Annotated in this window: 20 protein-coding genes and 1 pseudogene; 13 read left to right on the forward strand and 8 right to left on the reverse strand. The window is 68.5% G+C overall.

The window, feature by feature from the left end:
* The first annotated feature begins 212 nt into the window (after positions 1–212).
* From JNW91_RS05680 to JNW91_RS05710, 7 genes are all read left to right on the forward strand, one after another.
* Positions 213–1,469 (forward strand): activator-dependent family glycosyltransferase, encoded by a 1,257-nt coding sequence (locus JNW91_RS05680; RefSeq protein ID WP_203173871.1) that lies wholly within the window; start codon positions 213–215, stop codon positions 1,467–1,469.
* Positions 1,466–2,773: a cytochrome P450 family protein gene (locus JNW91_RS05685; protein WP_203173872.1), complete on the forward strand. Its 1,308-nt coding sequence runs from the start codon at positions 1,466–1,468 to the stop codon at positions 2,771–2,773. The genes JNW91_RS05680 and JNW91_RS05685 overlap by 4 nt, the downstream gene beginning before the upstream one ends.
* Positions 2,774–2,822: 49 nt before the next feature.
* Positions 2,823–4,052 carry a class I SAM-dependent methyltransferase gene (locus JNW91_RS05690; protein ID WP_203173873.1) on the forward strand — a complete coding sequence of 410 codons (1,230 nt, stop codon included), beginning with the start codon at positions 2,823–2,825 and terminating at the stop codon, positions 4,050–4,052.
* A 65-nt stretch (positions 4,053–4,117) separates the two neighbouring features.
* Entirely contained in the window at positions 4,118–4,765 is a 648-nt protein-coding gene (locus tag JNW91_RS05695) for a dTDP-4-dehydrorhamnose 3,5-epimerase family protein (RefSeq protein WP_203173892.1), read from the forward strand.
* Positions 4,762–5,883 (forward strand): DegT/DnrJ/EryC1/StrS family aminotransferase, encoded by a 1,122-nt coding sequence (locus JNW91_RS05700; RefSeq protein ID WP_203173874.1) that lies wholly within the window; start codon positions 4,762–4,764, stop codon positions 5,881–5,883. The genes JNW91_RS05695 and JNW91_RS05700 overlap by 4 nt, the downstream gene beginning before the upstream one ends.
* A 92-nt stretch (positions 5,884–5,975) precedes the next feature.
* The gene (locus JNW91_RS05705; protein WP_203173875.1) at positions 5,976–6,707 is read left to right on the forward strand and encodes a class I SAM-dependent methyltransferase; all 732 of its coding nucleotides are present in this window, start codon (positions 5,976–5,978) and stop codon (positions 6,705–6,707) included.
* Positions 6,704–7,702 (forward strand): NAD-dependent epimerase/dehydratase family protein, encoded by a 999-nt coding sequence (locus tag JNW91_RS05710; RefSeq protein ID WP_203173876.1) that lies wholly within the window; start codon positions 6,704–6,706, stop codon positions 7,700–7,702. Before JNW91_RS05705 ends, JNW91_RS05710 begins: the two co-directional genes overlap by 4 nt.
* 91 nt (positions 7,703–7,793) lie before the next feature.
* On the opposite strand, the gene JNW91_RS05715 is transcribed toward JNW91_RS05710, so the two are convergent.
* Together JNW91_RS05715 and JNW91_RS05720 are read right to left on the reverse strand one after the other, a co-directional pair.
* The gene (locus JNW91_RS05715; RefSeq protein WP_203173877.1) at positions 7,794–9,584 is read right to left on the reverse strand and encodes a carbamoyltransferase family protein; all 1,791 of its coding nucleotides are present in this window, start codon (positions 9,582–9,584) and stop codon (positions 7,794–7,796) included.
* A gap of 17 nt (positions 9,585–9,601) precedes the next feature.
* On the reverse strand, positions 9,602–10,714 hold the full coding sequence (locus tag JNW91_RS05720) for a cytochrome P450 (RefSeq protein WP_203173878.1): 1,113 nt from the start codon (positions 10,712–10,714) through the stop codon (positions 9,602–9,604).
* 305 nt (positions 10,715–11,019) lie between these two features.
* Between JNW91_RS05720 and JNW91_RS05725 the strand changes: the two genes are divergently transcribed.
* The 4 genes and pseudogenes from JNW91_RS05725 to JNW91_RS33320 all read left to right on the forward strand — a co-directional run.
* Positions 11,020–12,354, forward strand: a complete 1,335-nt coding sequence (locus JNW91_RS05725; protein ID WP_203173879.1) for an FAD-dependent oxidoreductase — start codon at positions 11,020–11,022, stop codon at positions 12,352–12,354.
* A complete protein-coding gene (locus tag JNW91_RS05730; RefSeq protein WP_203173880.1) occupies positions 12,351–13,781 on the forward strand; it encodes an NDP-hexose 2,3-dehydratase family protein in 1,431 nt (476 codons plus the stop codon). The genes JNW91_RS05725 and JNW91_RS05730 overlap by 4 nt, the downstream gene beginning before the upstream one ends.
* A 61-nt stretch (positions 13,782–13,842) precedes the next feature.
* The gene (locus JNW91_RS05735; RefSeq protein WP_203173881.1) at positions 13,843–14,538 is read left to right on the forward strand and encodes a class I SAM-dependent methyltransferase; all 696 of its coding nucleotides are present in this window, start codon (positions 13,843–13,845) and stop codon (positions 14,536–14,538) included.
* A gap of 38 nt (positions 14,539–14,576) precedes the next feature.
* Positions 14,577–14,861, forward strand: a pseudogene (locus JNW91_RS33320) (site-specific integrase); the annotation flags it as partial.
* 69 nt (positions 14,862–14,930) lie between these two features.
* Here the strand turns inward: JNW91_RS33320 and JNW91_RS05740 are convergent.
* Entirely contained in the window at positions 14,931–15,494 is a 564-nt protein-coding gene (locus JNW91_RS05740; protein WP_203173882.1) for a DinB family protein, read from the reverse strand.
* A gap of 765 nt (positions 15,495–16,259) precedes the next feature.
* Here JNW91_RS05740 and JNW91_RS05745 point away from each other — a divergent pair.
* Positions 16,260–19,127, forward strand: a complete 2,868-nt coding sequence (locus tag JNW91_RS05745) for an immunoglobulin-like domain-containing protein (protein ID WP_203173883.1) — start codon at positions 16,260–16,262, stop codon at positions 19,125–19,127.
* 68 nt (positions 19,128–19,195) lie between these two features.
* Here the strand turns inward: JNW91_RS05745 and JNW91_RS05750 are convergent, their stop codons facing one another.
* Together JNW91_RS05750 and JNW91_RS05755 are read right to left on the reverse strand one after the other, a co-directional pair.
* Complete coding sequence (locus JNW91_RS05750; RefSeq protein ID WP_238424428.1) at positions 19,196–19,402, reverse strand: GNAT family N-acetyltransferase; 207 nt, start codon at positions 19,400–19,402, stop codon at positions 19,196–19,198.
* A 144-nt stretch (positions 19,403–19,546) separates the two neighbouring features.
* Positions 19,547–20,509 carry an EamA family transporter gene (locus JNW91_RS05755; protein WP_203173884.1) on the reverse strand — a complete coding sequence of 321 codons (963 nt, stop codon included), beginning with the start codon at positions 20,507–20,509 and terminating at the stop codon, positions 19,547–19,549.
* 72 nt (positions 20,510–20,581) lie between these two features.
* Between JNW91_RS05755 and JNW91_RS05760 the strand changes: the two genes are divergently transcribed.
* On the forward strand, positions 20,582–21,511 hold the full coding sequence (locus JNW91_RS05760) for a LysR family transcriptional regulator (protein ID WP_203173885.1): 930 nt from the start codon (positions 20,582–20,584) through the stop codon (positions 21,509–21,511).
* Between the two features lie 153 nt (positions 21,512–21,664).
* Here the strand turns inward: JNW91_RS05760 and JNW91_RS05765 are convergent, their stop codons facing one another.
* The 3 genes from JNW91_RS05765 to JNW91_RS05775 all read right to left on the reverse strand — a co-directional run bounded on the left by JNW91_RS05765 (position 21,665) and on the right by JNW91_RS05775 (position 25,363).
* Positions 21,665–22,591, reverse strand: a complete 927-nt coding sequence (locus JNW91_RS05765; protein ID WP_203173886.1) for a hypothetical protein — start codon at positions 22,589–22,591, stop codon at positions 21,665–21,667.
* On the reverse strand, positions 22,591–22,965 hold the full coding sequence (locus JNW91_RS33485) for a helix-turn-helix domain-containing protein (protein WP_309244250.1): 375 nt from the start codon (positions 22,963–22,965) through the stop codon (positions 22,591–22,593). Before JNW91_RS33485 ends, JNW91_RS05765 begins: the two co-directional genes overlap by 1 nt.
* A gap of 673 nt (positions 22,966–23,638) precedes the next feature.
* Positions 23,639–25,363, reverse strand: a complete 1,725-nt coding sequence (locus JNW91_RS05775; protein WP_309244251.1) for a CocE/NonD family hydrolase — start codon at positions 25,361–25,363, stop codon at positions 23,639–23,641.
* Positions 25,364–26,040: the final 677 nt, after the last annotated feature.

Genomic DNA, 26,040 nt, shown 5'->3' on the forward strand with positions numbered 1-26,040 from the left:
CCCCCGCTCGATGAAAACAAAGAGATGACTTGGGTGACCGTACGTCACCGTCCAGCAACGCGTCAAGGATGACCGGGGCCGCCGATCATCAAGTGGGAAGTGCCTCGAAGAATGCGCAACATTGGAGAAGATATATGTCCCACCGGCCGACTATCCTTCGATGGTCGCGCATTACGATCCCTCCCACTTCGTGCGCGACGGCAGGAGAACCCATGCGGATCCTCTTCACGACGCTCGCGGTGCAGACACATCTCTACCTGCAGGTACCACTGGCATGGGCGCTACGGGCCGCCGGGCACGAGGTGCGCGTGGCCAGCCAGCCGGACCTGACAGAGGTCATCACCTCAGCCGGACTGACCGCGGTGCCGGTTGGCGACCCGCTGGATCAGCGGAGGCTGGCGTCCAACACCCCGACGCTCAAGCCGTCCGAACTCGGCATGGACACGAGTGACCTCGGCGACCTCGGCTACGAGTACATGCACGGGCTGTTCACCGTGATGGCGACCTTCCCCTACCAGCTGGTGTGTCCGGTGCCGATGATGGACGACCTGGTGGACTTCGCCCGTGCCTGGCAGCCCGACCTCGTGGTGTGGGACGAGATGACCTTCGCCGGAGCGGTGGCCGCCAGGGTCACCGGCGCCGCCCACGTCCGCCAGCTGTTCGGTCTGGACATGATGGGGCTGCTCCGACCGCGCCACCTGGAGCTGATCCGCCAACGACCCGCCGAACTGCGGGAGGATCCGCTGGCCGAGTGGCTGGAATGGAGCGTCGAGCGATACGGCGCGACCTTCGACGAGGAGATGCTCCTCGGCCGACGCACCCTCTCGCCCTTCCCGGCGTCCCTCGAACTCGCGGCCCACCCGGGGCTGACGCCATACCGGCACGTGCCCTACAACGGTCCCGCGGTGGTCCCCGAGTGGCTGCACGGGCCGCCGAAACGACGCCGGATCTGCCTCACCCTGGGCTACAACCACGACCAGAACGCCCCGAGCGAGGAGATCATCCCACTGGAAACCATGCTCGACGCGGTCAGCGACCTCGACGCCGACGTGATCGCGACCATCAGCCCGGAACGTGCCCGATCGCTGGGCGGGCTGCCGGACAACGTCACCCCCGTGGATTTCGTACCGTTGGACGCTCTGCTGCCCACCTGCGCGGCGGTGATCCACACCGGCGGCGCGGGCACCTCCCTGAACGCGGTGGTGCGCGGGATTCCGCAGATCATCGCGCCGAGCATGGTCTGGAGCACCGGGCACTACGCCGAGGGCCTGCAGGCGCGAGGCGCGGGAATCCACCTCGATCGGGCGGATATCGCCTCCGAGGATCTGCACCGACGCTTCACGGAAGTACTCGACGATCCGTCCTTCGCCGCGAACGCGGCGGCCCTGCGGGAGGAGGCCGAGGCGGCCCCGAGTCCGCACGCCCTCGTCGGTGGGCTGGAGCAACTCGTGGCGGAGGCGGTTCGGTGATCACTCGTCGCTCGGACGCGGACCTCGGACGTCACCTGCTGACTCTGCGTACCCTGCAGTGGATTTACGGTGCCCAGGCGGACCCGTACGCGCTGCTGCTGCGGGCCGACGATAGCGACGTCGCAGAGCTGCACCGGCAGATCCGGCAGCCCGGGCGGCTGCACCGAAGCAGCACCGGCGCGTGGGTGACCGGCAGCGGTTCCACGGCGGCCCGGATCCTGTCCGACGCGCGGTTGCAACCATCCCACCCGAACCTCGCCGGACCGCAGGAGCACCTGATCCACGACGAGGTCTGGGTGCGCCCGATCTGCCACGTGCTCCCGCTCGTCGAGGCACCCATGTTCCTGACCCGTGCCGACTACGAGCGGTTGAGCCGGCTGGCGGACCCCGTGCTCGGCGACGGCGCGCTGGGCGTCCGGCACGCCGACGTGGTCGAGATCTGCCTTGACCACCTCGACCGGCTTCCCGGGCAGTTCGACCTCAAGGTCGACTTCGCCGCCAGCACGGCGATGCGCGCGGTCGGTCACCTGTTGGGAGTGTCGAGCACGAACGTGGAGGCCCTCGCCGGTCTGGCCCCCAGCCTGGCCCTGACGCTCGACGCCACGCTCTGCCCGCCTCAGTTCCGGGCGGCCCGGGCCCTCACGTCCGCGCTCTCGGCGTGTGCGGCCCTGCTCCGCAGTACGATCACGACCCGCAGTGGCCGGCACGACGGGGCGATCAGCCGGCTGCTCACCAGGCCGGACACCGCACCCGAGCCGTCCGACGTGCTCGCGGTATGCGTGCTGACCGCCGCGGTCGGGGTGGAGGCGGCGGCCAACCTGCTGTGCCACGCCGTGGCGGAGCTACTGGACCGGCCCGAACTGTGGATCGCGGTCCGCGATGACCGGGAGGTGGCTGCCCGGGTCGTCGATGAGGTGTTACGACTGCACCCACCACGCCGGCTGGAGAGCCTCGTCGCCCAGGAGCAACTGGAGTTGGACGGCGAGGTGATACCGGTCGACGGTCAGGTGGTCGTCCTCGTTGACGCCGCAGGCCGCGATCCCGACATCCACCCCCGGGCCGACCAATTCGACATCGACCGTGGCCCCATCGACGACCTGTCCACGACACCAGGCCTGGCCGCCAGTCTCTTCGTCCCGGTGGCGCGGTGGTACGCGATCGCCGCCCTACAGGCACTCGCCACCCGAACGCTGCTGCCGGGTCGGGCCGGTGCCCCTCTGCACCGACTGCGCTCACCCGTTACCCGGGCCCTGCTGCGGATGCCGCTCTCCTTCGACCGGCCCACCGTGCGGGAACGCCGTTGATCCACCTCGTCGATCGCCTCCGGTACTCCACCCCGACCTGGAGAAAACGATGATTATCGAAGCATGCCGGATCTGCGACAGCCGGGACCTGCTCCCGGTCCTCGACCTCGGCAGCCAGGCCATCACCAGCGTCTTCCCGCGCACGCGGGAGGAGAAGGTGCCGGCGGTCCCCCTCGAGCTGGTCAGGTGCTCACCCGAGGGATGCGGCCTGTTGCAACTACGGCACACCGCCGACTTCGACCTGATGTACGGCGACCACTACGGCTATCGCTCCGGCATCCGCGAGTTCATGGTGCGGCACCTGGCCGGTAAGGTCGGCGCCGCGCTGAAGTGGACCCGACCCGGTCCGGACGATCTCGTGCTGGACATCGGCAGCAACGACGGCACCCTCCTGCGCGCCTACCCCGCGGGTCCCACGCTGGTGGGTGTCGACCCGAGCGGAGGTAAGTTCCGCGACTTCTACCCGCCGGCAGCCGACCTCATCGTCGACTTCTTCTCCCGGCGGCTGTTCACCGAGCATTACGGCTCCCGCAAAGCCAAGGTGGTCACGTCGATATCGATGTTCTACGACCTGCCTCGGCCGATGGAGTTCATGCAGGACGTGCACGACATTCTCGACGACGACGGTGTCTGGGTGATGGAGCAGAGCTACATGCCGGCCATGCTCGAGGCCACCGCCTACGACGTGGTCTGCCATGAGCACCTCGAGTACTACTCCCTCCAGCAGATCGAGTGGATGGCACGCCGGGTCGGGCTGACAATCATCGATGCCGAGATCAACGCGGTGTACGGGGGCAGTCTCTGTGTCACTCTGACCAAGCACCCCGAGCGGCATCGGGTGAACGAATCCCAGGTCGCCCGCATCCGGGCACACGAGCGAGCACTTGGACTGGACGGGACTGCTCCGTTCGAGGCCTTCGCCCGACGGGTCCCCCGCTACCGGGACCAGTTGCTCGAGTTCCTGGCCGCCTCCCGCCAGGCGGGGAAACTGACCCTGGGCTACGGCGCCTCGACCAAGGGCAACGTGCTGTTGCAGTACTGCGGCCTGGACGAGACCGACCTGCCGTGCATCGGCGAGGTCAACGACGAGAAGGCCGGCTGTTTCACGCCGGGCACCGGGATACCGATCGTCTCCGAGGACGACGCGAAGTCCCGCCGCCCCGACCAGTTGCTGGTGCTCCCGTGGATCTACCGGGACGGCTTCGTCGAACGGGAACAGTCCTTCCTGGCGGGTGGCGGCAGGCTCGTCTTTCCGCTCCCCCAGCTCAGCGTCGTCTGACGACGACCCTCGCACGAGGACCGAGGACCTTCATGACCGACAACACCGTGTCTGCCAGCACCAGCATGACCTCCCGCCCGCTGTCGGTGCGGGGAGCCTTCGAGTTCACGCCGAAGGTCTTTCCCGACGATCGGGGGGCCTTCCTGTCGCCGTACCAGGAGCCGGCCTTCGTGGCCGCGCTCGGTCACCGGCTGTTTCCCGTCGCCCAGACCAACCACAGTCGGTCCCGACGAAATGTCGTACGCGGTCTGCACTTCACGCTGACGCCGCCGGGGTGCGCGAAGTACGTCTACTGCCCGCAGGGCAGCGCACTGGACATCGTGGTCGACATCCGGGTCGGGTCGCCCACATACGGGCAGTGGGACGCGGTCCTGCTCGATCCCGAGGACTTCCGCGCCGTCTATCTCCCGGTGGGTGTCGGACACGCGTTCATCGGTCTCCACGACGACACGCTTATGTCGTACATGATCTCAGGGAGCTACGTACCCGAGCACGAACTCGCGCTCAGCGTGCTCGATCCCGCGCTTCACCTGCCGATCCCCGGCGACATCGAGCCGATCCTGTCCGATCGCGACCGGGTCGCGCCAAGCCTGTCCGAGGCCAAGGAGCTGGGCATCCTGCCGCGCTACTCGAATTGCCTGGCCCTGGAGGAGCAGATGTACGGGCGGGACGCGCAGCGGACCGACATCGACTCGGACAGGAGGCTCCCGTGACCATCCGGGTGTGGGACTACCTACTGGAGTACGGGAAGGAGCGGGAGGACCTCCTCGCCGGCGTCGAGCAGGTCTTCAGCTCCGGTCGACTCGTTCTCGGTGAAAGTGTCGAGGCGTTCGAGACGGACTTCGGGGCCTACCACGGCGGCCGGCTCTGCACCGGGGTGGACAACGGGACCAACGCGCTGAAGCTCGCCCTCGAGGCCCTGAGCGTGGGGCCGGGCGACGAGGTGATCACCGTGAGCAACACCGCGGCGCCCACCGTGCTCGCCATCGTCAGCACGGGCGCGACCCCGGTCTTCGTCGACGTGCGCGAGGACGACTTCCTGATGGACACCGACCAGGTCGAGGCCGCGATCACGGCACGTACCAGAGCGCTGCTCCCGGTGCACCTCTACGGTCAGTGCGTCGACATGGCTCCCCTGCGGGGCCTCGCCGACCGGTACGGCCTGAAGATCCTCGAGGACTGCGCTCAGGCACACGGAGCCCGCCACCACGACCAGCTCGCCGGCACCATGGGTGACGCAGCCGCCTTCTCCTTCTATCCCACGAAGGTGCTCGGAGCCTATGGCGACGGCGGCGCGGTGATCACAGCCGACGAGGACGTGCAGCGGAACCTGCGGCAGCTGCGCTACTACGGTATGGACACCGCCTACTACGTGGTCCGGGTGCCCGGACACAACTCACGGCTCGACGAGGTGCAGGCGGAAATCCTGCGGCGCAAGCTCCGGCGGCTCGACGAGTACGTCGAGCGACGCAACGCCGTGGCGCGACGCTACGAGGAGCAGCTCGCCGACCTGAGCGCACCCGACGGACTCCGCCTGCCCGCCACCGCGCCGGGCAACCGTCACGTTTACTACGTGTACGTGGTGCGCCATCCCCGACGGGACGCCGTTCTGGAGGCGCTGAAGGAACACGACATCTTCCTGAACATCAGCTACCCGTGGCCGGTGCACACCATGTCCGGACTGGCTGATCCGAAGTACCCGGCTGGATCACTGCCGGTGACGGAGAAGGTGGCCGGTGAGATCTTCTCCCTGCCGATGTACCCCTCGCTTCCCGAGTCGGTGCAGGAGCACACCATCGCTGCCCTGCGCGAAGTGTTGGCCGCGGTGTGACCGGCCCGGCCGACCTCGACCCGCGCGGACCGGCGTCCGGCACACCGGCGACACGCAACGGGATCTACGACCATGGTCACCTTTACGACGTCGTGTATCGCGGCGGCGGCAAGGACTACCGGGGCGAGTCCGAGGTGGTGACGAGGCACATCCGCACGTTGAACCCCGAGGCGGCCTCGCTGCTGGACGTCGGATGCGGCACCGGCGGGCACCTGCGGCACTTCGCGCGGGAGTTCCGGCACGCCGAGGGGATCGACATCACCGACGGCATGCTCGCGGAGTGCAGAAGGAGGGTGCCGGGTGTCGCCGTCACCCGAGCAGACATGCGGACGTTCCGGCTGCCACGCCGGTTCGACGCCATCGTGTCGCTGTTCAACGTCATCGGGAACGTGGCGGATCGCGCCGAGCTGGACCTGACGCTGGTCAACCTGAGCCGCCACCTGGTCCCAGGCGGCGTACTCGTGGTGGAGCCCTGGTGGTTCACGGAGAACTTCACGCCCGGCCACATCGGTAGCAGCGTCACCACGCTGGACGGCCGGACGGTGGCGCGCGTGTCCCACTCGGTCCGGGAGGGCGACACGACCCGGATGCGGGTGCACTGCATCGTCGCCGAACCCGGCGCCGGGCTACGACACTTCACCTACGAGCACGTCATGGCACTGTTCAGCCGGGCGCAGTACGAAGCGTCGTTCGCCCGTGCCGGCTGTCCGGCCCACTACGTGGAGGACGCCTACCCGGGCAATGGGCTGTTCGTCGCGGTCAAGGGACTGCACGAGCGGGAGCGGGCACCCACCGCCCGACCGCGCGGGGCGGGACGACGATGACGGGGCCACGGATCGCCCTGCTCGGCGCGTCGGGGTTCATCGGGTCCGCCGTCCTGGCAGAGCTGGCGCGACGGCCCGTTGTCATCCGGACCGTCGCGCGTCGGCCGGTGCTGGTGCCGCGGCAGTCCCGCGCCACGATCGAGGTCCGCAGCGCGGACCTCACCGAACCGGGCGAGATGGCGGCGGCCGTGCTCGGGGCCGACATCGTCGTGCACTCGATCGCCCACATCGCCGGTTCGTCGTCCTGGCGGCTCGGGGACCGGGACATCGCCGCCGAACGCGTCAACGTGGGCCTCGTCCGGGACCTGGTCGGCGTGCTCGCGGACCGCCGGAGCGGCGGGCCGCCGCCGACCGTCGTGTTCGCCGGCGCCGTCACCCAGACCGGGCCCTACCAGGGCGAGGCCATCGACGGCACGGAGCCCGACCGGCCGGCCGGCGAGTACGACCGGCAGAAGCTCGCCGCGGAGAGTTTGTTGATGTCCGCACACGCCGCCGGTGTTTTGCGCGCCGTCTCTCTCCGGCTGCCCGCGGTCTTCGGGCCCGCACCCTACGCCGCCAGCCCGGACAAGGGCGTGGTGTCCACGATGGCGCGTCGGGCGCTGGCCGGTGAGCCGCTGACGATGTGGCACGACGGCTCCGTCCGGCGAGACCTGTTGTTCGTCGCGGACGCTGCCCGGGCCTTCGGTGCCGCCCTCGACGGATCAGCGCGGGTGGCCGGCCGGCACTGGGTGTTGGGCACCGGGCACGGCACGCCTCTGGGCGAGGTGTTCACGATGATCGCCGCAATGGCTGCCGAGCACACCGGAACACCGCCGGTGCGGGTCGTCGCGGTCGAGCCACCGCCCTACGCGGACGCCGGAGACTTCCGCCACCTCACCGTCGACTCCACAGCGTTCCAAGCCGCCGTCGGGTGGCGGCCACGGGTGCCGCTCGCCGAGGCACTGCGGGACACGGTGGCGTTCTGGGCACGACGCGGCGACCGGCCCGAGGGCTGACGGCAACCGGCGCCGGCCCGGGCGGCGACGCCTGGGCGCGCCGAACGGCGCTGCTGGTGTCAGCGGATCTCGACCAGACCGAAACGAGACGTCACTGGTTCTTCCCGACCAGGAACGGCCCGAGGACCAGGTGGTCGATCTCCGTCTTGAGGAAGCAGTCGAGGGCGTCCGCCGGCGAGGACACGATCGGCTCGCCGGCGACGTTGAACGACGTGTTGATGAGGCAGGGCACGCCGGACCGCGTGGTGAACGCCCGCAGCAGCGCGCACAGCTCCGGGTTCTGCTCGTCGTTCACCGTCTGAATCCGCGCGGTGCCGTCGACGTGGCAGGCTCCGGGAATCCTGTCCTGAAACTCCGGCCGGACCGGAAACACGAATGTCATGTATGGCGACACCCGCTTCTTGCCCATGTCGAAGATCTCCTGCGCCCGCTCCTCCAGGACCACGGGAGCGAAGGGCCGGAAGGGCTCCCGGTGTTTGACCCTCGCGTTGATGATGTCCTTGATGTCGGCGAAGGCAGGATTGGCGAGGATACTTCGGTTGCCCAGGGCCCGGGGACCGTACTCGGTGCGGCCCTGGAACCATCCGACCACCGCCCTGCCACATAGCAGCCGCGCGGTCTCGTCGGCTATCTCCCCCGGCGCCAGCTCGCGCCACCACACCCGCCCGGCCCGATCGTCGAGCGCGGCGCGGATCTGCGCGTCGTCGAAGTCGGGCCCGAGGTATGGCGAGGGCGTGGCGGGTGCGCACCGCCTCCCGGGCGTGTGCGCGGCGTAGACAGCGGCGCCGATCGCCACGCCGGGGTCGCTCGCGCCGAAGCTCACCTGTACGTCGGTGAACCGGGAGCCCTCCAGCAGCTTGGTGTTGTTGACGCAGTTGAGGGCGAGGCCACCCTCGAAGGTCAGCCGACGCAGATCCGTTCTGGCCTGGAGGGCCCGGAGCTGATGGGCGGTGACCTCCTCGATCATGTGCTGGGCGGCCGCTGCCACCGTGGCCCGGTACGTGAACCGCTGGCGGGTTTCCTCGGAGCCATCAAAGATCCTGTCCAACACCGGATAGTGCGGACGGGCGCCCTGAGGGTCGTCGACGAGGGTGGTCATCTCGTACGTGCCGTCCTCCCGCAGTCTGACGACCTCGCCGATCAGCCGGTTGTCGGCGGGTGCGGCACCGTAGGCCGACAGGCCCATCACCTTGTACTCGTCGTTGTTGGGCACGAACCCGAGATACCGGGTGATCTCCCCGAAGAGCAGCCCCAGCGAGTGTCCCGCGTTGATCGTCTGCTCGTCGAACAGGCGGATCCGCCCGGCCCGGATCTCCCCCATGACGGACGAGTGCTGCTCGCCTCGCCCGTCGCTCACCAGGAAGGCGGTGTCCTCCCCGCCGCCAAAGTAGTACCCGCACATCAGGTGCGCGAGATGGTGCGGGACGAGCACAAGTTTGTCGTCGGGCAGGTCGTACCCGGTCCGGCGCGCGAAATCCTCCCGGATCGCCCTCCTGCAGAGCAGTTCGGTGTACGCCTGGTCGAGGTTGTCGATGTACTGGAACATCTCCTCCGGCGTCTGGGAGACGTCGCAGGCCTCGGAGATCATGGTCCGGACGGCGTCAGCGGAGAACTGCCACGGGAACGCCACCGCGTCGACGTCCTCGAACGCGATGCCCGCCCGCTCCAGACACCACCGCATCGCGTTCATCGGGAACGCGGAGGTCTTCTTCTCGCGGTTGAGTCGTTCCTCCTCGACCGCGGCCACGAGCTCACCGTCCACCAGGACGGCCACCGCGGCGTCGTGGCCGAGGACGTTGTGGCGGTCCACGCCCTCCACGCCCCACAGTCGCCGGAACACCTCGGCGCCCCGGGTGAAGCCGTTGTATCCGATGACGATCAAGGCTGCTCCTTCGCCGACTACCAGGCCACCGGCAGGTCGTAGAGGCCGAATATGGATCCGTCGTACTTGGCGTTGAGGTCGTCCACGTCCGCGGTGATCCGCAGGTCCGGCAGGCGCTCGAAGAGCCTGCGGTAGGCGATCTGCAGTTCCGCCCGCGCCAGGTTGTGCCCAATGCACTGGTGCACCCCGTACCCGAAGGCCAGATGCTGGTTGGACGGCCGGTGGATGTCGAATTCGTCGGGGCGCTCGAAGAATCGTTCGTCGCGGTTCACGGCCGCGTTCAAGACGACCACGGCGTCGCCCGCGCGTATCACCTGGCCCGCCACCTCGATATCCTCCAGCGCCATGCGGTCGCCCGCCGCCCAGTCCACGACCGAGTGGTAGCGGAGCAGCTCCTCCACCGCCCGGGGCCACAGCCCTGGGTCGGCGCGCAGCTCGGCGAGGGTGGCGGGCTGCCGCAACAGGGTGAGCACGCCCAGGGGAATCATGTTGGCGACGGTCTCGTAGCCCGCGAACAGCAGCAGCGCGACCATCCCGGTCAGCGCCTCGTGCGAGAGCTCACCGGTGGCCCGCCGGGATCGAACCAGCCGGCCGATCAGATCGTCTCCCGGCTCGCGTTCGCTGCGGGTCACCAGCCCTTCGAGATACTCCCGGAGTTCGGCGATGGCGGCCGTCCCCTCCGCCACGTCCGTGGTGATCCGAGCCATCCTCCAGGTCAGCTCGTTGAAGAGCCCGTGGTCCGCGTAGGGCACCCCCAACAGCTGGCAGACGACCATGGACGGCACGGGCAGGCCGAACTTCTCCACCAGATCCCCGGCCGGCTTCCCGGAAAGCATCGTGTCGATCGTGGAGTCCACGATGCCGAGGATCCGCGGTCGCATCTGGTCTACCCGCCGGACGCTGAACTCGGAGATCAGCATGCGGCGATAGAAGGTGTGCTGCGGCGGGTCCATGCTGATGAACTCGCCGTCCTGGAATATCGACTCGCTGCCATCGTCGACGGGCGCCGGTACGAGGGCGGGGAAGTCGGGACGAGCAAGGTCCTTGCTGATCCGACGGTCGGTCAGCAACTGACGGCCCTCGGCGTACCGGAGCACGACCCACCCCCGTCGGCCGCTCAGCAGCCGCACCGGAGCGACCGGAGCCTCTTCCCGCAGCCGTTCGTATTCGGGCGGCGGGGACCACGGGCATCGACGAGGCATTGGAAATACCAACGCCTCGGCTTCGTCCAAGCCGGACATGATCTCCTCTTTCGATCGGCGACCGCCCCGATGCTAGCGCCGATAACCGGGGACTGATCCCTCCGGAAGAAGAAGGAGCAATAAGGGAGAAGGCATGGACACTTGGCAATTGAGGAGAACATTCGGGCGCCGAGATGGTCCAGAGTGGGAAGGAGCTCGACGAGCGTCGCCCCTCGTCTGAAGAAGGAGACTTCGTGCGCCCAGCCGGCCGGCACGCGGTGGTGATCGGTGGCTCGATAGCCGGAACCGCAGCTGCTCAAACCCTGTCGAGCAGATTCGAAAACGTGACGGTCATTGACCGCGACGCCTTTCCTGACTCGCCGCGCAGCCGACGCGGGGTCCCGCAAAGTGAGCACGCCCACGGACTGCTCATCAGCGGCAGAATTGCACTGGACGAGCTGTTTCCCCAATTCACGGACGAACTGGTCAACGGTGGCGCCGTGCCTTTCGACCCCGGCACGGATGTGTTGTTCTTCCAGATGGGCGGATTCCGGGCCCGTATTCCGACCGGGATGCTGGGCGTCAGCGCCAGCCGGGCGTTCCTGGAGCACCGGATGCGGCGGCGCATCGAAGGAACCGACAACGTGCGGATACGCGACGGCCTCACCGCCCAGGGGCTGACGGCGGCTTCCGGCAGGGTCACCGGCCTGGAGCTGAGCAATGGCGAGACACTTCCGGCCGACCTGGTCGTCAACGCGACGGGCCGCAACAGCGGCCGGCTCGAGAAGTGGTTGGCGCAGCTGGGCTGCGCCGCGCCCGATACGGCAAGCGTCCGCATCAACGTCCGTTACACCACCCGGATCTTCCACCGCGTCCCCGGCGACGACCTGCACAAGGGGGGCCTGTTCTCGGTCGTCGCCCCGCACCCTCCCGGGGACGGCCGGGCCGCCGCACTCGCGGCGATCGAGGGAGACCGGTGGATGGTGACACTGGGCGGATGGCACGGGGCCGAGGCTCCCACCGACCTGGACGGCTTCCGCCAGTTCGCTGCGGAACTTCCGCACCCCCACGTCGCCGAGCTCCTCGCACGTGCCGAACCCATCGGCGACGCACACACCTACCAGACACCGACCGCGCAGCGCCGCTACTTCGAACGGCTTCGGGTTGTGCCGAGCGGCTTCGTGGCACTGGGAGACGCCATCTGCAGCTTCAACCCGGTCTACGGCCAGGGCATGACGGTCGCCCTGCTCGAGGCGCGCGAACTCGGTCACTGCCTGGACCGGTTCGGCACGCCGTCGGAGGCGATGGCTCGTGAGTACTACCGCCGCATCGGCAAGGTGATAGACACCCCGTGGCAGATGGCCACCGGCGGCGACTTCATGTTTCCCCAGACCACCGGGCGGAAGCCGCGCGGCACCGACCTGGTCAACAGGTACGCGCGTCAGGTCATGCTGGCCAGCCAGCTCTCACCCGAGCTCCACCTGGTGCTGCTGCGAATGCAGCACCTGCTGGATCCGCCCACCGCCATGTTCCGACCGGGCACCGTACTCCGCACCCTGCGGACCCGGCGTGCGACGGGCACGCGATGAACGGCTACCCACCGGCGCACGCCGCCGACCTGACCCGTTCCGAATCGTCCGCGGCTCGGATCGATCGACGTCCCGACGATCGGGGCCTCACCGTGCACCACTGGGTGGAACAGGAACGTCGCCGCTCGCACATGATCGTGCGCGTCGTCTCGTTGGCGGATCTGACCGGATGGCGCTTCGACCCGGACAGCGGCACCATCAGCCACCACACCGGCCGGTTCTTCAGCATCGACGGACTCGACGTCACCATCCCGGACAGGGCGGTCCCCCACTGGAGTCAGCCCATCATCCACCAGTCCGAGGTCGGCATCCTCGGCATCCTGGTCAAGAGACTCGACGGCTCGACGTACTGCCTCATGCAGGCCAAGGCGGAGCCCGGCAACCGTAACGGCATCCAGGTGTCTCCCACCGTGCAGGCGACCCGCAGCAACTACTCCGGCGTGCACGGCGGCAAGCCGGTGCCCTACCTGGCCTACTTCCAGGCCCCCGGTCGCCAACGCGTCCTGGCGGACGTGCGGCAGTCCGAGCAGGGGGCCTGGTTCTACCGGAAACGCAACCGCAACGTGGTGATCGAGGTCGACGACGACGTCGAGGCGCAGGACGGTTTCCGGTGGCTCCCGGTGGCGCAGGTGCACCGGCTGCTGCGCTTCGACGATCTCGTGAACATGGACGCCCGGACGGTTCTGTCCTGCCTCCCCCTGGGCGGCCCCGAACTGCTCGGCCCAGTCGACGGCGAGCAGTCGGATCCCTTTCGCTCCGCCCTGGCCCGCTCCTACCGACCGGGCACCCACGCCAGGCACACCACCGGCGAGATCCTCAACTGGCTCACGAACGTACGAGCACGCGCCGAGGTGACGGCGGCGCCGGTACCGCTGGCGTCCCTACCGGACTGGCACCGTACCGACGACCGGATCTCGCACCGGAGCGGGCACTTCTTCGACATTGTCGGGGTGGACGTGCGGGCGGGGAACCGCGAGGTGGGTGGCTGGCAGCAACCGATGCTGCGGGCCCACGGCGTCGGTGTCAGCGCCTTCCTGGTCAATCGACTCGACGGCGTGCTGCACGTCCTCGCGCATGCCCGCGTGGAGCCGGGCCTCGTCGACGTGGCCGAACTGGCGCCGACGGTGCAGTACACGCCGGACAACTTTCCGTACCTGCCGCGGGAGGCGCAGCCGCTGTTCCTCGACCACGTCCTGGACGCCACGCCCGAGCAGATCCGGTTCGACGCAGTCCTGTCCGAGGAGGGCGGCCGCTTCTTCGACACGCGCTGCCGCTATTTGATCATCGAGACCGACGAGCCGCTCGGCCACCCGGATTACCGCTGGATGACGCTGCACCAGTTCACGGAACTGCTGCGGCACAGCTACTACGTGAACGTGCAGGCCCGCAGCCTACTGGCCTGCTTGAACAGCCTCGTCCAACCATGAGCCGGCGCGAAGCCGAGCCTCGCCGCCAGTCACCCGAGCAACATTCACCAGGAGGAGTGCGATGACCGAGCAGCGCACCACCGTCGACGTGCAGAACATCGACTTCGACGCGGTCTACCGGGGAGAGTCGCCGATCCCCGGGATGGCGCTCGACCGGGTGCCGTGGGACCTCCGGCACGCGCAGGCCGGGGTCGTCGACTTCGACCGCCGGGGCCGCTTCGGCGGTCAGGTGCTCGACGCCGGCTGCGGCCTGGGTGACAACGCCATCCATCTCGCCCGTCAGGGCCACCGCGTGACCGGTCTGGACGCGGCGCCGACCGCCATCCGACTGGCTCGCGCACGCGCGGCCGATCAGGGTGTTGACGTCGATTTCGAGGTCGCCGACCTCACCGACCTGTCCGCCTATGTGGGTCGCTTCGACTCGGTACTGGACAGCCTGACCTACCACAGCATGCCACTGGGCCCGGCCACCCTGTACATGGCGGCACTGCACCGCGCCACCAAGCCGGGCGCGAGACTGAGCATGATCTGCATCCCCGACTCCGTCCCGGCGGGTACGCCGATCCCCTTCCCCGTCTCCAAGCAGAGCCTGGGCACCGCGTTCGGTGCCGGATGGAAGATCACGTCGATCCGGGAGGGCACCACGGCGGCGGTCATGACCGAAGCCGTCCTCGAACGCATCGGCGCACCCTACCGGCCCGATGACGACGGCAGCATCCACATGCCCGCCTGGCTCGTCGAGGCCGATCGCGTTTGACCGACCGGCGCACCACCACCGCCGCCGGTACCTGACGCGGTCGTGTCTCCACGACCCGCTACGGGCTGCCGGTCGAGCCGCGGAACTTCAACCGCTCCTACGACAGCCGCATCGCCAGCGCGGGCGTCCCGAAGATCACGGTCCACGACGCCCGGCGCACCTGCGGTCCGCTCCTGGTCGACCTGGACGTGCACCCCCGGGTCGCGAGGGCCATCCTGCGGCACGCGGACTTCCCGATCACGATGGAGATCTACAGCCAGGTCTCGTCCAAGGCCACGCGGGAAGCGCTGCGGAAGCTCGGCGAGAGCCTTGATCAATACTGAAGCTCGTAGCCACGGAGCGTCATGGTGTCCACGTAGGTATCCGAAGCTCGATCGCCGGTTACCGGAAAGTCATACGCGGCGCGGTACGGCTCCGTTCTGCCAGCGGTAGAGGTCGCGCAGCAGGGAAATCTCGGCACCGTGATGGATCAGCTCCCGGTTGACGTGCAGGACGATGCCCTCCATGGGAAACCGCTCGGGACCCACCGCCGGCGGATTCTCCAGGTCAGCGTCCGAGAGCTCGCGGACCCCCGCGTTCCATCTCCCGTACATCTCATCGAGCTGTTTCAGCGCCTCGTCAGCGGTCCCCGCGTAGGCGAATGTCTGAGAGTCGACGTCCTGGCCGCCGAAGTGCCATCCGACCCGATAGCCCAGGCAGGAGACGATGATGTGCGCCATCCGCCAGGCAATCGTGGTCACCGGCGCGGGCACCGGGTCAGGAGACGCGGAGTCCATCGTCCATTCCCCCGAACCCACCGGCATCGGTGCGGCCGACGTGCCACGTGGGCGGATGCTCCAGCAACCACGCACCGGCTCCCAGAAGTACTCCTCATCGGCAAGACCGTGCAGCCGCGGCCGCAGGTTCTTGTGCCAGTGCCGGTCCAGCTGGTCCGCGAGTCGCTCGCTTCTTGTCACTTCCGCACACTACATACAACGGAGACCTGGCTGAGACCCTCGCGGACGCCGTCGCCAGCCGTGGGCCGCGCCCGAGATCAGCATGAGTATCCCGAGCGAGCGCCACGCCAGAGCCTCCGACCTGCATGATCGAAAATGGCGAAGACTCAATGAGTCGTTGCTGTACTTCGCTGCTGTACAACGGGGGCAGGCCGAGAGGGCAGCGCGGGTCCCATCGCGCCCCGCTCCCCCACCATCGGGACGTCCCGTCACCAGACAGAGTGCGCCTACCCGTCACGACTCGCCTACGGCACTGGTGGCGGCGCCGAACGGCGAGCCATCTCGGGCACGGGACTGTCCTACAGGACGCGGACATCCGGCACGCTCGTCTGGCCGCTGACAAGGCGCGGCGATCATGGGCGTGCTCCCCGAGTGCCCGATGCGGCTGCGGGAGTCAGCGCTGGTACCAACCAACGGTGACCAACCCGGACGACCTCGTACCGCATCACCACCTCGTACCGCATCGTCATCTGAACCCCGACAGGCCGACCGGCGGGATAAATCAACCACAGGCTCCGTGGCCTCCGATTGCAACGCGCTGCGTTGACCCGGCAGCACCCCGTAGTTAGCGTTAACAGGTCCCGTCCACTTTAGAAACAATCCCACCCTGTCAAGGAGGATCAATTGAGACTGCGACAGCGAAGGCCACGTCTCGGGCTGACTCGGCAGGTTAGAGGTGTCGCGGTCCTGGCACTGGGTGCGCTTCTTTCGGTCTCATTCGCGGCGGTGCCCGCGCACGCTGCCGAGGAGCAGCTCAACGAGGGTCTGGTGCACCACTTCGCCCTCGACGAGACCAGTGGGACGACGTTGGTCAACTCGGGTAGTGCGGGCGCAGCGGCGAACGCCACGCTCGTGAATCCCGAGAAGGCGGCCTTGACCGGCGAAGGGGTCAGGTTCAACCCCGACTCCTACGAGAGCTCCCTCGACGGCGCATACGTGGCGCTGCCGAACGACATCACCGCCGGCATGTCCAACCTCACGGTCGACTATGACGTGTGGGTCGACCCGGCGAACGTCGGCGAGCACCAGATGTGGAGTCTTGGCCGCAAGTCCGGCTCGTGCGACGTCGACACCGGCGCCGAGGGCTCCATCTTCGCGTCGAACACGCAACGGTTCCGCGTCGCGGTGGGTCCGGCGAACCTCCAACAAAACCGCGTCCGCATGCTCGAGGGAGCGTGGACCCATGTCACCTACACTCAGTCACTGAACTCGAACGGAACGAGCTGGACCGGCAGCCTCTACCTCGACGGCGTGCTGCACGCGACCTCGACGAACCTGACCACGGCGCCGTCGGTGAACGCTGCGGGCACCAACTGCAACTTCCTCGGTCGCTCGCAGACGTCGGGCCACTACTCGTTCCGCGGAACAATCCGCGACTTCCGCGTGTACGACCGGGCAGTGAGCCTCGACGAGACACTCGTCCTGGCAGAGAAGACGGTCTCCGACGGCGTTCGCGCCGACGCCGCGGCCATCGACCTCGGCCTGACCAGTGCGCTCGTACGCGATATCGTTCTGCCGAAGGTGGGCTCCGTGGCAGGCTCGGCCATCACCTGGACGAGTTCGGACCCGTCGGTCGTCGAGGTCAACACCCCGCCAGCCGTTGCCAGCGCACGCAAGGTCGCGGTGACCGGCAGGATCACCCGGCCCGCCCAGGGGCAGCCCGACGCGACAGCCACGCTCACCGCGACTGTCCGCAAGGGCGCCCAGGAGGTCACCACACGGGAGATCCCCGTCGTGGTGAAGGCCGAGTTCGACGATGCGCAGGCGGTCGACCGCGACGCCTTCGACCTGTCCCTGAACGCTACCGACGACGTACGCGGAAACCTCGACCTCACGGCCAAGGGCGAGTTCGGATCCACGATCACCTGGAAATCGACCACCGGCCTCGTCACCCCGACCGGTGAGGTAACCCGCCCGGCCTTCGGCCATGAGGATGTTGCCGCCACCCTGACGGCGACCATCACCAAGGGTACGGCTTCGCGGAAGAAGTCGTTCCCGGTGACCATCACCGCCATGCCACGTTCCGAGGAGTACGAGCGGTACTTCATGGGGTACTTCAAGGGCGAGGGCATTGCCGACGGCGAGCAGATCATGTTCGCCACATCCAACGGAAACACCGCTCTGGACTGGACCGGTCTGACCGGAGGCCGGCCGTCACTCATCTCCCAACTGGGTGACCAGGGGCTTCGTGACCCGCACATCGTCCGCTCACCCAGCGGCGACACGTTCTACATGATCGCCACCGACCTGAACTGGTACGACCAGGGTGGATACGCCATCAACGACACCCAGTACATCGAGGTGTTCGAGTCCCACGATCTTGTGAATTGGACCCCTCAGCGGCACGTGAAGGTCGCGCCCGACAACGCGGGCAATGCCTTCGCACCAGAGTCGCTGTGGGTCGAGGAGATCGGCGCCTACGTCGTGTTCTGGGCGCAGTCGCTGTGGGACGACCCCGTGAACCGCACCGGTCAGGGGAACGCGCAGATGTGGTATGCCACAACGCGAGACTTCCAGACGTTCTCCGCTCCCCAGGTCTGGCAGAACCCGGCCCCGCTGTCCCGGATCGACACGACCGCGATCCGGGTCGGTGACCACTACTACCGGGTGACCAAGAACGAGGCCGGCAACCAGGGCTCGGACATCTTCTCGGAGAAGCACACCGACTTCCTGGACAGCAACATCAACAACTGGACGATGGTCGCGCCGGCTCTGGGGCGCACGACATGGGTCGCCAACCAGGGATACGAGGGACCGGTCATCTTCAAGGCCAACCCCGGTGACACCTCCTGCCCCGGCCAGTTCTACCTCTGGGGCGACCGGTACACGAACGGTGGGGGATACCAGGCCGCGTGCCACGAGAACATCGAGGCTCCGACCTGGAACGCCAAGGCGATCACGATGACCAATGCGGGTGTCGTCCGTCCGCGTCACGGCACCGTGATCCCGCTGACCGTCCGCGAGTGGAACGACATCCGCGGGATCCCGAACAGCGACGTCATGACCACCACCGAGGTGGCTGTCGAGCCGTACCCGAGCGGGGCCCAGGCGACCAGGGCCACCGTGACAGTCACGGCAGCTGACGGGTTCGAGACCGGCGGTCAGGTGCGGTTCAGCATCGGCTCGTGGTCGAAGCTCGCCCACCTGAGCGACGGCGCGGCCACGGTCACGCTGCCGACGGGTCTGCCTGCGGGTGCCCGGACGGTGAAGGCCGAGTACCTTGGCTTCGACTACCTGAAGGCGTCGGAAGGTACGGCGTCGTTCGAGGTGCCCTCGGGCCTGGCCGCCGTCAAGGTCCAGGCGAAGGCCAAGCCGGCGTCGGTTGTCCGCGGGGGCACGTTCAAACTGAACGTGACTGTCGGGCCTGCGGGCGGGCGGAAGCATCACGCTCCGATCCCGACCGGCGAGGTCACCGTCACCTTCGGCGGCACCGTGCAGGTCGTGCCACTGGCGGCCGGTAAGGCCGTCGTCGAACTGCAGACCGCCGACCTGCGGCCCGGGGCCTACCGGGTCCACGTTGCCTACTCCGGCAACCCGACCTACCAGCCCCATGCCGCCAACTACCAGAAGTTGACGGTGCGGAAGCCAGCATAGGCACGCCGAGGCGTGCTGAGATGCGCCACAAGAAGGAGCGGGCGAGATCTAATGATCTCGCCCGCTCGCTACTGCACGGCCCAGCAACCGGACCATGGAGTGATCGGCTCGGTGACCTGCTTCTGAAGCCGGGCCCGAACTTGGCCGACGTGACGCGGCAGGAATGGCTCGCCGTCTGTGATCAGGTGCAGCTCGGGATCACCGTATAGAAGGAACATGTTCGGCGCGTCCTCGGGCGTGGACGGACGCAGTCGGAATTGGTCGGTGGCGAACATGCCGCGACGCCAACAGCCGGTGTGGAGCTCCACGATCGGATCATGCCGGGGCGCCCGGACCGCAAGGCGTGCCAGACCCCGCCGTGACGACGACGAACGTGCGCGTTGATGCAGGCGATCGGTGAGCCGGAATCGGGATCCCGATCAGCGCGCGGAGGTGTCGTAGCTGCGGACTAGGCGGCCGCGGCCGCAGCCGGGACGTACTCGGGGCTTGCGGCCCTCGCTCGCGGCCGTAGCGTTCTTGCCGTCCGCTGTGGAGCGCCGGACCACCAGCGCCAACCCGGCGAGGATGATGGCGGCCGCGGCAAGCTCCGTCGCGCCGACGGGCTCGTCGAGCAGTAGCCACGCCGCGCTGAGCCCGAAGACCGGCACCAGGAGGCTGAACGGCGCCACCCGCGCGACCGAATACTGGGCGATCAGCCGGTTCCAGATCCCGAAGCCGACGAGGGTCGACACGTACGCGATGTACACCACGGCGAGTAGCCCGCGCCACGACAGGCCAATGATCGCATCCAGCACGGCCTGTCCGCCGTCGACCACGCCGGCTAGGCCGAGCAGCGGCAACGGCGGCACAAGGCTCGACCAGACCAGCAGCGAGAGCGGCCGCGTCTCGCCGCTGGCCCGCATGACCAGGTTCGCCGTGGCCCAACTGGCCGCCGCGAACAGAGTCAGCGCGAAGCCGATCACCGTGGCGTGGCCGCCGCTGCCAGTCGCCAACACCCCGATCCCGACCGATCCGACCAGTACGCCGGCCACCTGCGCCCGCGCCGGCCGCTCGCCCAGCACTGCCGCCGCCAGCAGTACCGACATCAGCGCCTGCGCCTGCAGCACCAGCGAGGCCAGACCGGCCGACATGCCGGCTGCGAGCGCCGTGAACAGCGCGCCGAACTTCAGTACGCCGAGCACGAGCCCGTAGGCGATCACGTAGCGGAGCCGGGCGCCGCTGGGGCGCGGCACCAGGAAGACCAGCGGCACCGCCGCCGCGACGAAGCGCAGCGCGGTCAGCACGAGCGGCGGCAGATCGCGCAGGCCCAGCTCGATGGCGACGAAGTTAACGCCCCAGATGGCGGCTACGAGCACGGCGAGAAGTCGGTGCGATGTTTTCACGCCAGCTAGACTGCCCGAGGAGATACTTAAGGACCAGTTCAACGTTCTTTATCGCTGCTGTAGCGTGGCTACATGAATCTTGACGCACGCCGCCTGCGCGTGCTGCACGAGGTCGCGCTGCGCGGCAGCGTCACCGCCGCTGCCGCGGCGCTGCACGTGACCCCGTCGGCGGTCTCACAGCAGCTCGTCCAGCTGTCCCGTGAAGCCGGGCACGAGCTGGTCGAGCGGGCCGGGCGGGGTATCGTCCTCACCCCGGCCGGCCAGGTGCTGGCCAGCCACGCGAAGGACGTGCTGGACGCGGTGGAGCAGGCGGTGGCCGGGCTCGCCGCGCTCCGCCACGGAGTCAGCGGCACGGTACGGGTCGGCGCGTTCGCGTCCGCAGCTGGCGCGCTGGTAGCACCCGCCGCCGCCCGCGCGCGGGCGAAGCACCCAGAGCTGGACGTGCGGGTGATCGAGGCCGAAGACCAGCAGAGCCGCCTCGACCTGCGCTCCGGCACCCTCGACGTAGTGGTGCTGCAGGAGTACGACCACGTGCCCGTGCCACTGGCCGACGACCTGGACCGACATCCGGTCACCACCGACCCGATGCATCTGATCACCCCAGTCGAATGGCGCCGTCGCACCGGCCGGCTGAGCGAGCTGCGTGACCTGCCATGGATCGCCAGCGCCGAACACACGCCGTGCCTGCGGTCCACATTGCACGCTTGCCGGCTCGCCGGCTTCGAGCCGGACATCCGGCACCGTGCCGTCGACTTCGCGCTCACGCTGGACCTCGTCGCGGCCGGGCTGGGCGCCGCGCTCGTGCCGGAGCTGGCGCTACGCCACGTGCCACCCGGGGTGCACGTAGAGCCACTGGTCGAGCCGACCACCGAGCGACGCATCTTCGCGGTCACCCGTGCCCTCGGCGGCACGCCGCAACGGCCCGCGGTGGACGCCCTCCTGGCGGAGCTGAGCAGCCCACCCGACCTCCCCCACGGACAGCTTCCGTCGATCATCGCCTGACGTACGTACTTCGACCCCGGTCGACGACCATGCGGCCATGATCGGAGGCCACCTGCGGCGGACCAGCCGGACCACGAAGGAGCACCGGTACGCCGCCCTCACCGTCCGCGGCGTGTCCCTCCGCACCATCCCCGGTTGGAGCATGCCGGTGGGCTACGGGTCGACGCAGTACTCCGCGACCGAGGGCGTCCGACGGTTCGCGGGGAGCACTCTGCCGATCCACTGAAAGAGACTGAGTTGCATCCCCCGGGGCCTGAGCTGGCAGATCCGGCCGCCTGCCAGCTCGCTCGGGGCCATGCTCTCCATCCTAGGTGGATAGCCGGTCGAGGCGACGATCGCATAGCCGTCGTTGACGCTCACCACGAGCACGGAGCGATCCGTCTTCGTGTCGGCGTCTTCGAGGTTCATCCGCGTCAGGCCGTCCACGACACGTCCGACGGCGATCCGGGACAGGCTGTAGCGGGGCCAACCGGACTCGGCGAGCCCTTCCTCGACGACCAGAGCTGCGAGCACGATGATCGCGACGATCGCGATGCCCCGGCGATGCCGCGCCAGCCGCCGCCGCCCCCAGATCCACCCAAAGCTCACCAGGAAGGCGATGAGCTGCAACAGCAGGTAGTTCAACGGAACGAAGATCGCGAGTCCGGCGGCGAGGCCGGCCGCCGCCCAGTTGGTGGCACGGAGGGTCCAGCCCAGCCAGCCGCGTTGCCGGGCGAGGTAGACGAGCGACGCCGCGATGGTCGGCAGGAACAGCGGCAGCAGCAGCGCCGTAAGGCCGAGCGGGTTCCCCTCCTGCACGATCGAACGGAGGAGGACGTGCTGACCGGTCAACGACAGCAGGAGCAGCACCAGCAGCAGCGGGAGCGCCGTCAGCACGGCCGGCATCAGGTCGTCGGCCACGCTCGCCCGATCCGGGGCGTAGCTGACGGTACTGCTGCTGACACTGCTCCTGTTGCTGATGCTGCTGTCGACGTACACGTCGCCGGCGGCGTGTACGTGCATCGTCTTGGGCGCGTCGTCGCCCGCCCGAGCCGTGGATCCGGCTCGGCGTCGCCTGCGCCGTGGCCTGGGAGCTGGCATCACGCGAAGGTACCGAGCTTCGCCGGCGAGGTTCCTGTTGTGTCGTCCATGCGATCCATGCCGGGCGGACCCGATGAATCGGCGAGAGATTCCTCTCCGGTCGTGTCGATCCCTGGCCAGCCGTTCGACGTCAGGGGGTCCAAGCTGGCCATGCCCATCTCGTTGAACCGGTGGATCACCTGCCGAACGGAGTCTTCGTCGGCTGCACGAGCCGGGCAAATGACCGGCACACTGTTACCTCCAGCAGAGGCGAGCACGACCATCGCCCGGCGCAGCCGCACGACCGAGCCGGTGCCCCGACGCACCAGACGTTGCAGCCGTTGGCCCTCTTGATCAATTAACCGACGTACCCGAACCGGCTCTACCAATGCCACCACCCGCACCTCGGCACGAGCCGACCGGGCCAGGGCGACGCAGGACGTCATGCCGGCGAGTCCGGGCCGCCTCACGGCAGGCCGCGTCCGCCGCCCGGGCCCGGAGCCCCACATCCGAGTCGGTGTCGGCACAGGTCACATGGTCGGGCAGACGCAGCCCGCCCTGAGCCCGGACCACGTCGAACACGAACCTCCGCTGCCGGCGGCCTGACACGAACCTTCATCCATCAAAACGACGCTGAGCCTTGCCATACGGACCATCAGCCCTGTCTCCTCGCCGGGCCGGGCGGGGGTTGCGGCAGTGATCCCGCCACCGGAGGCTTCAGCGCGATTCGGTTCGGCGACACGCTGATTGGACAGCCGGCCGCCGAGAGGCGTGAGCGCGCCGGTCCTAGGGATGCGCCGCCGTGGCGCCGAACCCATCGTTGCCGTCGCCGTCGCATCCGGCGACCTGTCCGGCCCGCCGCACGCCTCCGCCCGTCGCAGCGCCGCCATCGGGGTCTGGCACCGTCACCCCCTCGGCGTACCGGGTGCCGGAATATTCGGACAGGTGCGCCGTACGCCGCGACTCCAGGCCCGCGGCACAAAACGCGACTGTTCTGCGACGGCGCGCCCACGGCCGTAACGGGCTGCCCGGCACCCGCTGGGCGGCGGGTACCGGGCAGCCGTTCGGTCAGCCGTGCCGGGAAAGCCGCAGCGGGAAGGTGCCGCGGCCGATGTTGCCAAGGGTGGTGGTGTTCGCCGCCAGGTACGAGTCCAGGTATGGCGAGCGGTCACCCTGGGTCGGCACGTCGGACCGCGGGCTCTGCACGTCCAAGGCGAGCCGGGCGCCGGAGACCTTGATCGTGTGGCCCGAGGGCACGTCCCGCCACCTGTTGGAGTCGATCGTTCCGATCTGGACCCCGAGCTGGTGCCCACGCTTGAAGGTCCAGTCGGTCGACTTCAGATCGAAGGAGATCCGTCCGCCGCGCTCCACCAGCGCGACGTTCTCGTCGAACATGGTCGCCGTGCCATCCGGAGCGACGTCCCACAAGCGCACCATCACGTTCCCGCTCGTGCTCGCGTGGAGCGTGATCCTCGGCGTACCCGTGATGCGGAGCGTCTGGGGGGCGCGCTCCGACCAGGTCCAAAAGCTGGAGGCTGAGGCGTCGCCCTGCTTGGCGGCGTTCTTTTCGGCACGGGATAGCACCTCAAGCCGCGGCGCTCGCTCCATGTCCCACCGGCCGTCGTCTGCCGCGGTGGCCGCCGCGGCCTCCGCCGCTGAGGCTCCGCCATTGTCGAGGTAGCGGCCGGTGGAAAGCCGCGCGTCGTACGACGTCGTGATCAGCGGCCAGGTCTTCTGCGCGCGCCAGTGGCCGAGGTTGTCCTCGATGACGTACGCCGGATCGGCCACCGACGGTTGGGTGCCGCGAAGGTACCGGTCATAGAACCGCATCACCTCGTCGAACCAACCGGCACGACCCATCTGCAGCCGGCCGTCGCCGTCGGTGTCGTTGCCTCGCACGTGGTCCCACTGGCCGAGCCAACCCCGCTCCGGGCCACGGTGGTTGGCCAGGTACTCCTCCATGTCCTCAGGTTTGGTGTTGGACTCGATGAAGCCCTGGGTCACGAACAACGGGGTGCTGGTACCGGCAGCGTCCCTGGCAAGGTTCCTGGCCCTCCAGTACGCGGAATCGGCTTCGGGATTGTTGTTGTTGGTGATGTTGTCGCTCAGGCACTCCGGATGGCTCGCCTCGTAAAGCGCGTTCGCCTTGTACCGGTCACTGTCGTCGGCCATCGGAGGCATCGCCGCGATCGAGTTGTACGCCGCCGGTGTGCCGGTGACGTTGGGGCGCGGCACCTCGTTGCTGAACAGATAGTTGTACATGTCCCAGACGGGTTCCTGGGCGACGACCGCCTTCAGCGCGTTCATCTTGAGGTTGTTGCCTACCAGCCCCGTGACGGCGTCGTAGGACTTGCCGTACATCCCGACCTTGCCGTTGGACCACGGCTGGCTGGCTGACCACTGGATGGCCGCTCGGACGTCGGCCTGTTCGCCCGGGCCGACCCAGTCCAGGCACCCGGTGCTGCCGCCGAAGCCGCGCAGGTCGACCATCACAAAGGTGTAGCCACGCGCCATCAGGTCGGCACCGTCGACGAAGTCCTGGAAACGCGCCGATGGCCCGACTCGGTCCCACCCCTCCGGACCAGTCTGCCCAACGTGCGCGAAGTAGGGGCCCACCGAGAGAATGACGGGCGTCTTCGCATTCGCCGGCAGGTCTGCCGGGCGCAGCACGTCGGCGTGCAGCTCGACACCGCTGCCGTCCGAGGACGGGAAGTATGCCTCCGTCCACGCCGCCCCATCGGGAACCCGCGGGTTCTCCTCGTGGGTGATCGGATCGCCAGACGTCGCGGTCACCGTCCCGGCTGCCCTTGCCGCCGCGGGCGATCCGACCGCGGTAGAGGTCGTGATGATGGCCAGTGCACCGGCCGCCGCGACGGCCGCTACCTTTCTGCCAAGATTCATCCCTGCTCCCCTGAAATCAATTACAGATAGGCCACCGCCTCGTTACCTAGCGAGCGTAATGACTCTGATCGTTCTTGTCGCCCCTGGACGTTCGTGCGCGACAGGGACGTCGATCAGGCCTTTGGTACGAGCGGCGGCCAGGGCGTGGGGCCGAGCCGGGCAGCGCGGGCGAGTGCCGGGCCAGTCATCGCGAGTGCCGGTGCGGCGCCCCGGCCTGGTGGCGTGAGCAGCACCGCTGAGCGTTCCAAGGCCGGGCGGCATGTGCTGTTCGAAGCATCGGACGTGCGGGCCTGGCTGGGTGCCGTCGCGGCGATGAGTCCGCCGGCGTCCACAGGTCTACCTTTCGACGAAGACAACCAACCATCGGGAGTAGGGCAGGGAACTCATCCACATCGAGCTGTTCGCGACCCTCGACCTCGTCGGGCAGTCGCCCGGCGGCCCCGACGAGGACTCGGCGGGGTTCCCGTTCCGCGGCTGGCAGGCCCCCTGCTGGACGAGGTCGCCGGGGCGCAGGTCGGTGCCGCGTACGAGGGCACCGACGCCCTCCTGCTCGGCCGGCGGACGTATGA

The sequence above is a fragment of the Micromonospora parastrephiae genome, assembly GCF_016802865.1.
Lineage (GTDB): Bacteria > Actinomycetota > Actinomycetes > Mycobacteriales > Micromonosporaceae > Micromonospora > Micromonospora parastrephiae.

What these genes read in the sequence shown, in the direction of transcription:
- JNW91_RS05680 (WP_203173871.1), top strand. Translation starts at nt 213, where the DNA reads ATGCGGATCCTCTTCACGACGCTCGCGGTGCAGACACATCTCTACCTG.
- JNW91_RS05690 (WP_203173873.1), top strand. Translation starts at nt 2,823, where the DNA reads ATGATTATCGAAGCATGCCGGATCTGCGACAGCCGGGACCTGCTCCCG.
- JNW91_RS05695 (WP_203173892.1), top strand. Translation starts at nt 4,118, where the DNA reads ATGACCTCCCGCCCGCTGTCGGTGCGGGGAGCCTTCGAGTTCACGCCG.
- JNW91_RS05710 (WP_203173876.1), top strand. Translation starts at nt 6,704, where the DNA reads ATGACGGGGCCACGGATCGCCCTGCTCGGCGCGTCGGGGTTCATCGGG.
- JNW91_RS05730 (WP_203173880.1), top strand. Translation starts at nt 12,351, where the DNA reads ATGAACGGCTACCCACCGGCGCACGCCGCCGACCTGACCCGTTCCGAA.
- JNW91_RS05735 (WP_203173881.1), top strand. Translation starts at nt 13,843, where the DNA reads ATGACCGAGCAGCGCACCACCGTCGACGTGCAGAACATCGACTTCGAC.
- JNW91_RS05750 (WP_238424428.1), bottom strand. Translation starts at nt 19,402, where the DNA reads ATGTTCGCCACCGACCAATTCCGACTGCGTCCGTCCACGCCCGAGGAC.
- JNW91_RS05760 (WP_203173885.1), top strand. Translation starts at nt 20,582, where the DNA reads ATGAATCTTGACGCACGCCGCCTGCGCGTGCTGCACGAGGTCGCGCTG.
- JNW91_RS05765 (WP_203173886.1), bottom strand. Translation starts at nt 22,591, where the DNA reads ATGCCAGCTCCCAGGCCACGGCGCAGGCGACGCCGAGCCGGATCCACG.